Annotated in this window: 11 protein-coding genes; 4 read left to right on the forward strand and 7 right to left on the reverse strand. The window is 46.2% G+C overall.

The annotated features are described in order from the left end of the window. Positions 1-72: 72 nt before the first annotated feature. From L696_RS0106745 to L696_RS0106765, 5 genes are all read right to left on the reverse strand, one after another. Complete coding sequence (locus tag L696_RS0106745; protein WP_025682968.1) at positions 73-1,110, reverse strand: BMP family lipoprotein; 1,038 nt, start codon at positions 1,108-1,110, stop codon at positions 73-75. A 376-nt stretch (positions 1,111-1,486) separates the two neighbouring features. Further along, positions 1,487-1,846, reverse strand: coding sequence for a 50S ribosomal protein L20 (gene rplT / locus L696_RS0106750; protein WP_007429517.1), 360 nt, complete (start codon positions 1,844-1,846; stop codon positions 1,487-1,489). A gap of 53 nt (positions 1,847-1,899) precedes the next feature. Continuing rightward, the gene (rpmI, locus tag L696_RS0106755) at positions 1,900-2,100 is read right to left on the reverse strand and encodes a 50S ribosomal protein L35 (RefSeq protein ID WP_013309379.1); all 201 of its coding nucleotides are present in this window, start codon (positions 2,098-2,100) and stop codon (positions 1,900-1,902) included. Between the two features lie 20 nt (positions 2,101-2,120). After that, complete coding sequence (gene infC / locus L696_RS0106760; protein WP_013309378.1) at positions 2,121-2,618, reverse strand: translation initiation factor IF-3; 498 nt, start codon at positions 2,616-2,618, stop codon at positions 2,121-2,123. A 316-nt stretch (positions 2,619-2,934) separates the two neighbouring features. Next, positions 2,935-4,173 (reverse strand): glycosyltransferase family 2 protein, encoded by a 1,239-nt coding sequence (locus tag L696_RS0106765; RefSeq protein ID WP_025682969.1) that lies wholly within the window; start codon positions 4,171-4,173, stop codon positions 2,935-2,937. A gap of 601 nt (positions 4,174-4,774) precedes the next feature. On the opposite strand from L696_RS0106765, the gene L696_RS0106770 reads away from it, so the two are divergent. After that, positions 4,775-5,302, forward strand: a complete 528-nt coding sequence (locus tag L696_RS0106770; RefSeq protein ID WP_025682970.1) for a phosphatase PAP2 family protein — start codon at positions 4,775-4,777, stop codon at positions 5,300-5,302. Between the two features lie 51 nt (positions 5,303-5,353). Then, the gene (locus L696_RS0106775; protein WP_025682971.1) at positions 5,354-6,487 is read left to right on the forward strand and encodes an MGDG synthase family glycosyltransferase; all 1,134 of its coding nucleotides are present in this window, start codon (positions 5,354-5,356) and stop codon (positions 6,485-6,487) included. 26 nt (positions 6,488-6,513) lie between these two features. On the opposite strand, the gene trmB is transcribed toward L696_RS0106775, so the two are convergent. Continuing rightward, positions 6,514-7,227 carry a tRNA (guanosine(46)-N7)-methyltransferase TrmB gene (trmB, locus tag L696_RS0106780; protein ID WP_025682972.1) on the reverse strand — a complete coding sequence of 238 codons (714 nt, stop codon included), beginning with the start codon at positions 7,225-7,227 and terminating at the stop codon, positions 6,514-6,516. A gap of 104 nt (positions 7,228-7,331) precedes the next feature. After that, positions 7,332-7,529, reverse strand: a complete 198-nt coding sequence (locus L696_RS0106785) for a hypothetical protein (protein ID WP_014280552.1) — start codon at positions 7,527-7,529, stop codon at positions 7,332-7,334. A 304-nt stretch (positions 7,530-7,833) separates the two neighbouring features. On the opposite strand from L696_RS0106785, the gene mnmL reads away from it, so the two are divergent. Continuing rightward, positions 7,834-8,787, forward strand: coding sequence for a tRNA modification radical SAM protein MnmL/YtqA (mnmL, locus tag L696_RS0106790; RefSeq protein ID WP_025682973.1), 954 nt, complete (start codon positions 7,834-7,836; stop codon positions 8,785-8,787). Continuing rightward, a partial coding sequence (gene mnmM, locus L696_RS0106795; protein ID WP_025682974.1) for a tRNA 5-(aminomethyl)-2-thiouridylate-methyltransferase MnmM occupies positions 8,788-9,359 on the forward strand: 572 nt, incomplete at its 3' end.

Genomic DNA, 9,359 nt, shown 5'->3' on the forward strand with positions numbered 1-9,359 from the left:
CCAGACGTAAGAACAAGGCTAGTCTTGTGAACCAGCCTTGTCGCCACCTTTATTTATCTTGCAAGCCAAATCTTATTTCGAAGGAACTGTAATTTCGCCCTTAATAATTTTTTGCTTGTATTGTTCTACGAGATCAAGCACATCTTTAGGAACGTTTTTACTGGATGTATCCGCCAGGCCGACTCCGTTGTCTTTCAGAGCCAGCGTTTCGATACCGCCCTTAAATTTACCGTCGATGACTTCCTGGGATACGCGTTTTACAGCTTCATCTACGCGTTTGACCATTGAAGTCAACGTTACGTCGTCACCAAACTCAAGCGATTGGTCTTTATCTACGCCAATAACCCATACTTGCTGACCTTGTTGCTTACGTGCGAGTGCTTCGTTAAATACGCCTGTACCTGATCCGCCAGCTGCGTGGAAAATAATGTCCGCACCGCTGTTGTAGATCGTTGCAGCTGCCGCTTTACCCAGATCCGGCTTATCAAACGCACCTGTGTAGTTTACTTCCAATTTTGCATTTGGATTTACTGCTTTAATACCCGCTTCGAAGCCTTTTTCAAAACGTTTGATCAGCGGGCTATCTTGTCCACCCACAAAACCGATTTTGTTTGTTTTGGTGAGTTTACCAGCTACAACTCCCACCAGGAAGGAACCTTCATTTTCAGCAAAAACAACCGATTTTACATTAGGCGCATCTACGACACTGTCGATGATCGCCAGATTTTTGTCCGGGTTGTCTTTCGCTACTTGTCCAATCGCATTCGCCAGACTAAAACCAATACCCCAAGTGAGGTTAAAACCACCCTTAACAAATTGATTCAGGTTAGGAATATAATCCTGGTCCGATTTACTTTGCAGGTATTTAGCCTTGGCGCCTGTTTCTTTTTCAATAGCTTTCAGTGCTTCCCAAGCAGATTGGTTAAACGACTTGTCGTTTACTCCACCTACATCTGTAACCATGCCGATTTGGACATTGGATGTTTTGGCAGAACCACCTGCGTCTCCGCCACTTGCATTGGACGCGCCTTGATTTTTGTTACCGCAGCCTGCGATAATGACCGAGATCGCTAGCAGCATAACCAAAGACATACTAAACATTTTCTTCATGCTGATACTGTTCCCCCTTAGTGTTAGATCCCTGGACTGTCTCTTTTCTCTGAAAATGGACACGTCATATACGCCATTTACTGTCGAGACAGATCGTACAGAAGACTTACTTTAGAGATTATACAATTATGATCGACTAAAATCTAGATGATTAATAACCTTGGGTCAATTTTTTTTGAAACCCTATCAATGTAAGCGCTACACCTATTGCAAAACCCATACATTCTGTCATCACACGTCATGTTTATTCGTATTTTGAATGATTTGGGCTTTTTCATTTCGTTAAGTATGTACAAAAAAAGGCATCCCTACACAGCATACTGCTCGGGATACCTTTTCAACCACTTTCGCGGTTTCAACGCCTTCATGTCAATAATTAAGCGTTGATTTTGCCTTTAGCAACAGTTGCCAAAGAGTTGAACGCATTGATATCGTTGACTGCAAGATCAGCCAGGATTTTGCGGTTAATGTCCACACCAGCCAATTTCAGGCCGTGCATCAGTTTGCTGTAAGACAAACCGTTCAAACGAGCTGCTGCATTGATACGCACGATCCACAGTCTGCGGAAGTTACGTTTCGTCTGACGACGGTCACGGTATGCGTAAACAAGCGATTTCATTACCTGCTCGTTAGCTGTTTTAAAAATGCGGTGTTTGGAACCAAAATAACCTTTAGCAAGCTTCAATACTTTTTTATGACGACGACGAACGACGAATCCGCCCTTTACTCTTGCCATATCAAAAGACCTCCCAAATAATGTTTATGCTTAATTCATTGCCGTGCTGTGTGCTATTTCAGGTTAGCAAGACCTTGTTTCAGACGCTTAACGTCCCCAGGTGCCATCTCAGGGTTAGTACCCAGAACGCGTTTTGCACGTTTGGATTTGTGGGAAAGCAAGTGGTTTTTGTAAGCTTTGTAACGCATTACTTTACCAGTACCGGTAATCTTGAAGCGGCCTTTAAGGCTGCTATGTGTTTTCATTTTAGGCATTGAACTTCCTCCTTAATTTGTCATTGACTCTTTGGAGCCAATATCATAATCATGCTGCGTCCTTCGAGCTTGGGTTGGCGCTCCACGGTACAAAGATCAGCAACTTCCAATTTCACACGCTCAAGAATTTTTTGACCCACATTAGCATGGGTAATTTCCCGACCGCGGAAACGAACGGAGCATTTCACCTTGTCCCCTTCATTCAGGAACTTAACCACATTGCGAAACTTGGTCTGGTAGTCATGCTCCTCGATGTTGGAACGGAACCATACCTCTTTGATGTCAACGATCTTCTGGTTTTTACGGGCTTCCTTTTCTTTCTTCTGTTGCTCATAGCGGAATTTTCCGTAATCCATAATCCGACACACGGGCGGCTTCGCTTGAGGCGCCACGTTCACGAGATCCAAGTTTGCGTCAATCGCCATTTGCAGAGCTTCACGAGTCGGTGTAATCCCGATTTGTTCCCCGTTAGCACCAACCAGACGTACTTCTCTCACCCGAATCTCATCATTGATCATATGTTCCTTACTAATAACCCTCCACCTCCAGAACCTGTTATTGTTGTATTGTGTTAAAGCACAAAAAAGGGATGACGACTATGCAGCCGACATCCCTGTCTGATACTCAATTCATCATGAAAGTTCAATTCACAAATCATTGGATCAAGACCAGCCGGCAATACCGGTCAGGTGAGAAGTCGGACCTTCTACTTGTTAATCCATCTTTTCAATTAACATACTCGAACATCTTATCACGCAACTCACCAGAGTGTCAACACATTTATTCAAAACAGTTGACACTTCGGATCTGCGATACACTCATGCCCTTCTGCATTTAGCCCTGCTTACTTTGAACTTCTTCCAGCCGAACGACACGCGTATGCTGGGTGTGGCTCCATTGCTTGTTGTTTTGCGTGAAGAACGCATAAAACGTAATCGGATACCACGAAATCAGATAGACAGGGAACAGCAGCAAATAAAGATATACTTTTTTGAACGTGACCTTCTCCAGAATCATCGCAATCACAAAGGTTGAAATGTTCAAACCAACAGCTATAGCACCGGTCCAAGCCGGGAATTGTACATAGATATTTTCGATATTAGGTCCACCAAATAACGTAATGTCTACCCACATCGCTACTGTCATCAAGAAGGTAAGCAGTACGATATACACGTTCAGACCATAAAGAGCCATATCAAATTTGATCAGGCTTCTATGCTTAATGCTCTGCCACAGCAACGGGAAGAAATAACGGCGAGCGACTGTAAAGTGACCCTGCATCCAGCGCAGACGTTGTCTGGAGGAAGCTTTAAAAGTCAACGGCTTCTCATCATATACCTTGGCATCATAATTAAATCTTGGATATACGTTGCGTTGCGTACAGCGCATGGTGAACTCCAAATCCTCTACCAGGCTCGTCGCACCCCAGCCCATTTCCTTGAGCAGATTCGTTTCAAAGCACATGCCTGTACCACCAAGGAAGTTAGCCATGTTCAGGTTGTGACGTGACAGTTGCCACAAACGGTTGATGTACCAGTAAGATACCCCGTATGCCGCAGTAATCCATGAATCCTCCGGATTCTTCGTATCAATGTACCCCTGGATAACACGGGCACCTGTGCACAAATCGTTGTTCATTTCACTTAAGAAATTCGTATGTGCCAAATTGTCAGCATCGAACATGACAATCGCATCATATTGACGTGGCATTGCCCACAATTCCTTGAGCATCCACTCAATCGCGTAGCCTTTACCACGTAAATTCGGATTCGTACGTTCACAAGCATTCATACCGTGAGCGCGAACGATGTCCGCCGTCTTGTCCGTGCAGTTATCACAAATAACGAATACATCGTACAGTTCCTTTGGATAATCAAGTTGCTTCAAGTTCTCCATCAATGCTCCAACAACCTGTTCCTCGTTGTGGGCAGCGACCAAAATGGCAAATGATTTTTCCGGAGCCGCATTCTCTTTTCTTTTTTTACGAATCAGCCCGAACAAGGAGAATCCAAACTGATAGACCGCGATCAGCGCCAGTATAATCTGGAGCGTCACGAAAATGGCGTCTAGCATAATCTCTTGTTACCCCCTTTTTTATACCCCTTTAAAAATCCTGCGTTTGTTTGTTTTCTATCTGTGTAGCGCAAGTTGCGGCGCTTTGCGCGCCTTTTTTGTAGTTTTTGACCCGACCCTTACTTTTTTCATTGACTGTGCGCAGCCCCCTATTGGCTGACACAGGGACGCCATTACGATTTTCGTTGGTTTTCAATCTTTTGTCAAAGCCTTTAAACCGTTCTCAGCAGCAAAAAAATACGACAAACTCCCGTTTGAACCAGGAATGCGACGCTGAGCCTTTCATACATGACGATAAGTCTTATTTTCATCCATTTGCTAACTTTTTATTTCTTTAGTCCCTCCTTTTTGTGGCGCATTTAACAGCCACTTCTAAATACTCTATCGTATTAGACGGATGAACGCAAAGAAAGTTATACAATTCAACTTATATTCCATTAACATTTTTGTGTAGAATTGAACCAGATAAGTTGTGATTCTTGAAATGAGCAGCGTTTAAAAATATGATGAGAGCAAGAGAATAATGACTTATCGCCTGATTCTGTCCAAGTGATTCAAAATATTTGCCGACCAACCCGGCACGGCAAGCGGAGGAAACCAAATGCAACGTCTAGTCGTAAAACTTGTAAATCTGGAGCAGCAGTTGTTCAAATGGATCAACGGACGCTTACACAATCGTTTTTTGAACTTCTGGCTTTATTATCTTACACATCTGGGTGGGGCGACCTTTACAATCACCTCCACACTGCTTGTATGGCTGCTTGCTCCGCTTCCATGGAAGGAATCCGGTATGAAGGGAGCTATCGCGCTTGGAGTCAGCCACATCCCTGTAGCCATCGCCAAGAAGCTGTACCCGCGGATTCGTCCGTACCTGGCACTGCCAGATACGAATACGTTCCGTAACCCCCTGTCGGATCATTCTTTTCCTTCTGGGCATACAACCGCTATTTTTTCAGTGACCGTTCCATTTATGCTACAGTCACCCATACTAACACTGCTTTTACTGCCTGTCGCGCTGATTGTGGGTTTTTCCCGGATTTACCTGGGGCTCCACTATCCTACGGACGTACTCGCAGGAGCGGTCATCGGCACATCTGCGGCAATAGGAACGGTTGCATTCTGGCCTTAAAGCCGATATGGTATGATTGAGAACATCTCAGCAGGAACAGGTGAAATGAGAGTGGCTAAAAAACGAGTGTTATTATTATCGGAAGGTTTCGGTGCCGGACATACTCAAGCTGCGTACGCGCTCTCAAGCAGTTTGCGCAAGCTTTCTCCGAATGTGCAGACCAGAGTGCTGGAATTGGGGAGCTTTTTGAATCCGAGAATGGCTCCGCTCATTATTACAGCGTACAAGAAGACTATCATATCGCAGCCTCGCCTGATCGGAATGGTTTACCGTCATCAGTATAAAAAATCATTAAACCGTCTTACAACGCTCGCTTTGCATCGTCTGTTCTACACGCAGACCCGTAACATTCTCCGGCAGCTTCGTCCTGATTTGGTGGTATGCACTCATCCCATCCCAAGTGCGGTGATTTCACGTTTGAAGCGCTTGGGCGTACATGTCCCGCTTTGTACCGTCATTACAGATTACGATGCACATGGAACATGGATCAGTCCCGAGGTTGACCGTTACTTTGTATCTACGCCTGAAGTCATGCGTAAGCTGCGCGTACGTGGAGTGCCTATGTCGAAAATTCAAGTCACGGGTATTCCGGTTCATCCAAATTTTTGGGAACATCCGGGGCACGACGAAATACGGGACCAATTCGGTCTTAAGCCGATACCCACCGTGCTCGTTATGGGCGGCGGCTGGGGTCTGATGAACGATGAAGTCATTCATCGCTCGCTTACCCATTGGAGAGAAAACATTCAATTTATTTTTTGTCTAGGTCATAATGATAAAATTCGTCGTAAAATGCAGCTGGACCCCCGCTTCGATCATCCGAATATTCATATTTTCGGGTTTACGCGGGAAATCGACAAATTAATGGAGGTATCGAATCTGCTTATTACCAAGCCCGGCGGAATGACATGCACCGAGGGGCTGGCAAAAGGGATTCCTATGTTGTTTCACAAACCTCTCCCCGGACAGGAAGAAGAAAATTGCCAATACTTTACGGCTCAAGGCTTCGGAGAACCGATTACTTCGCTGGATGTTGTCGTTAAATGGATGAACCGGCTGTTACACGAATTTCCGGAAATCGTTCGCAAGCGACAGGATCACGTTCATAATGTAGCGCGATATTATCCTCTTCAGAGTGCACAGAGTATTTTGGATATACTGGAACCAAACAGGGTGCTTTCCTAAAAAAGGAAGCACCCTGTTTTATTTTATTATTTTCCATACTTCTCAAGACGTATTTTCTCATACTGTTCCAAAGCATCTTTGCCGATCAGCACCTCGACACGATGGATGTTCATGCCTTTGCCCATAAATTTATGCTCATATTCGGTCATGACATGCTCTTCGTTGATACCATCACGATGAAGGTTCAATGAAATGTTCGTCATTTGCAGACCACTGTCGGCAAATGAATTCAGCGAGAACTCAAACAGCGTCTCCGAATCGGTTTTGAAATGAATTTGCCCCTTGCTGTTTAAAAGCTGACGGTACTTGTCCAAAAAGCGCGGATGCGTCAAACGACGACGCGCATGCTTGGCTTTAGGCCACGGATCGCTAAAATTCAAATAAATGCGTTCAATTTCCCCAGGTTCAAAAACATTTTCAATCTGTTCAATGTTCGCCAGCGCCAATTTGATATTAGGCGGCGTATCAACCTCTCTATCACTCCAGGCCAGACGCGACTTTTCCGCTGCACGACGAACCAGTTCATCGTACATATCAAAGCCAATATAGTTGATTTCCGGATTCCGATAGCTCATTTGGCTGATAAAACGCCCTTTGCCCATACCGAATTCCACATGAATCGGACGATCATTGCCAAAAAGCTGCTGCCACTTTCCTTTATACTGTCCCGGCTCCAAGATGACCAGGTCCTGCTGTTCTTCCAGACTTTCCCGTATTCCTTTTCTTCCGCGTAAACGCATGTTACTCCTCCATATGCTCTGTTATCAAGGAAAAAGGAATTTCACCCCCGCTTGAAGATACGGAAATGAAATTCCTTTTTCAATATATTTGGATTGGGGTCCAACTAATTTAATTGTTCATAGTCTACCCCATCAGCAGGTGAAAAATCAATCGTCTTTTGGCAAGCGGCTCTGATTTTTTGACGTGCGGCCGTTCCAATCTGGCGGTCCTGCCCAAAACGGACACCGGTTAGCGCCAATGCCTCATCAAAGGTTAACTCAACAGTAACTTTATCCATACGCGTTTTATCCTGCGTACTCATAAAAGATCACCTCACGGGTTATTAGTGATGGAACCGACGTGCATTTACCCTAAAGCAGGCGATAGAAGCAGCATAGCTGCCCTGAAAAATAATCATTAGCCGATGGTTAACTTTTATTTTCAGGATCGAAAACAGTCCTTTTATAGTATGTCTGGTACCGCTTACAATATAACACATGGTGTAACCTTTTTCAATCCTGAATCCAATAAAATCCGCACTTTCTCCTGCCTTTCGCTCTCAAGTGATTCCCAATTCCGACTGATTTTTGTTACAATAGGGTGATCGTAAAAAAAGGAGTACACCCATGAAAACAGATTTGTTGCCTGCTCCTCTCCTATGGGGAGATAAACGATTCCATACGTGGAATCACGAAATGCGCGAGCAATTTCAAAATAAAGTGTTTAAAGTCATGCTGGATGCGGGTTTTACCTGTCCGAACCGGGATGGTTCAATTGCCAAAGGAGGCTGCACCTTTTGCAGCGCACGGGGATCTGGTGATTTTGCAGGACGCCGCCGGGACGATCTGGTCACCCAATTCAATACGATACGGGACCGTCAGCATCTAAAATGGCCAAACGCCCAATATATCGGCTATTTTCAAGCCTATACGAATACGTATGCCCCGGTTGAGCAGCTGCGCGAATACTTCGAGGTCATTCTGGAGCAGCCCGGCGTTGTTGGTCTGTCCATCGCTACACGTCCCGATTGCCTGCCTGACGATGTAGTGGATTACCTTGCCGAGCTGAACGAGCGCACATACCTGTGGATCGAAATGGGCCTGCAAACTGTCCATGAATCCACCTCGGAGCTGATTAACCGCGCCCACGACACTCAATGCTATCTGGATGCGGTGGAAAAGCTGCGCAAGCGCAATATCCGCGTGTGCGCGCACATTATTTACGGACTGCCGCAGGAAACGCATGAAATGATGCTGGACACAGGTCGCGCAGTGGCGGCTATGGATGTGCAGGGCATCAAAATCCACCTGCTGCATCTCATGCGCAAAACGCCGATGGTCAAGCAGTATGAAGCCGGATTGCTACGCTTTCTGGAAAAAGATGAATACGTCAAGCTGATCGTCGATACGCTGGAATTTTTGCCGCCTGAAATGATCGTTCATCGGTTGACCGGGGATGCACCACGCGATTTGCTAATGGGACCGATGTGGTCGCTCAAAAAATGGGAAGTGCTTAACGCCATTGACGATGAGTTAAAATCACGTGAAACATGGCAGGGTAAGTATTGGAGGCAGCCTTAAATGGGCTTCTTGTCCGTTCTGAGCTACGCTCATCAATTGGTAGCTGCGCGAGTCCAGCCGGGCGATACCGCTATTGATGCCACAGTCGGCACTGGAGCGGATACGCTTTTCCTGGCTAAGGCTGCCGGAAGACGGGGACGTGTCTACGGCTTCGATATCCAGCAGGAGGCGTTGCAGCTCGCTCGTCGTCGGCTCGACGAAGACGAATCCCCTTCACTGGCGGAGGTGTCGCTGCTGCTGCAAGGCCATGAGCAGATGCGGGAGGCCGTTCCCGACAAGCTGCATGGCAAAGTCGCTGCGGTCATGTTTAACCTCGGCTACTTGCCCTCCGAAGGCGCTGACCCGTCTGTTATCACGCATACGGACAGCACACTCACCGCTCTTGATGCAGCAATGTATCTGCTACGCCCTCGCGGTATTCTGACCGCAGTACTGTATCCGGGGCACGCCGGGGGTGGCGAGGAAGCGGAAGCTGTCCTTCAATGGGCCTCCGTCCTCCCGGTATCCAGCGGTCAAAGCATTATTTACCGCCAATTACAACGAGCCGCTTCGCCTTATGTAGTGGCGGGTGG

It is taken from the genome of Paenibacillus maysiensis (assembly GCF_000520815.1).
Lineage (GTDB): Bacteria > Bacillota > Bacilli > Paenibacillales > Paenibacillaceae > Paenibacillus > Paenibacillus maysiensis.

Coding starts and splice junctions, on each gene's coding strand:
- infC (WP_013309378.1), bottom strand. CDS start 2,618: ATGATCAATGATGAGATTCGGGTGAGAGAAGTACGTCTGGTTGGTGCT.
- rplT (WP_007429517.1), bottom strand. CDS start 1,846: ATGGCAAGAGTAAAGGGCGGATTCGTCGTTCGTCGTCGTCATAAAAAA.
- L696_RS0106745 (WP_025682968.1), bottom strand. CDS start 1,110: ATGAAGAAAATGTTTAGTATGTCTTTGGTTATGCTGCTAGCGATCTCG.
- L696_RS0106765 (WP_025682969.1), bottom strand. CDS start 4,173: ATGCTAGACGCCATTTTCGTGACGCTCCAGATTATACTGGCGCTGATC.
- trmB (WP_025682972.1), bottom strand. CDS start 7,227: ATGCGTTTACGCGGAAGAAAAGGAATACGGGAAAGTCTGGAAGAACAG.
- L696_RS0106770 (WP_025682970.1), top strand. CDS start 4,775: ATGCAACGTCTAGTCGTAAAACTTGTAAATCTGGAGCAGCAGTTGTTC.
- L696_RS0106785 (WP_014280552.1), bottom strand. CDS start 7,529: ATGAGTACGCAGGATAAAACGCGTATGGATAAAGTTACTGTTGAGTTA.
- mnmL (WP_025682973.1), top strand. CDS start 7,834: ATGAAAACAGATTTGTTGCCTGCTCCTCTCCTATGGGGAGATAAACGA.
- rpmI (WP_013309379.1), bottom strand. CDS start 2,100: ATGCCTAAAATGAAAACACATAGCAGCCTTAAAGGCCGCTTCAAGATT.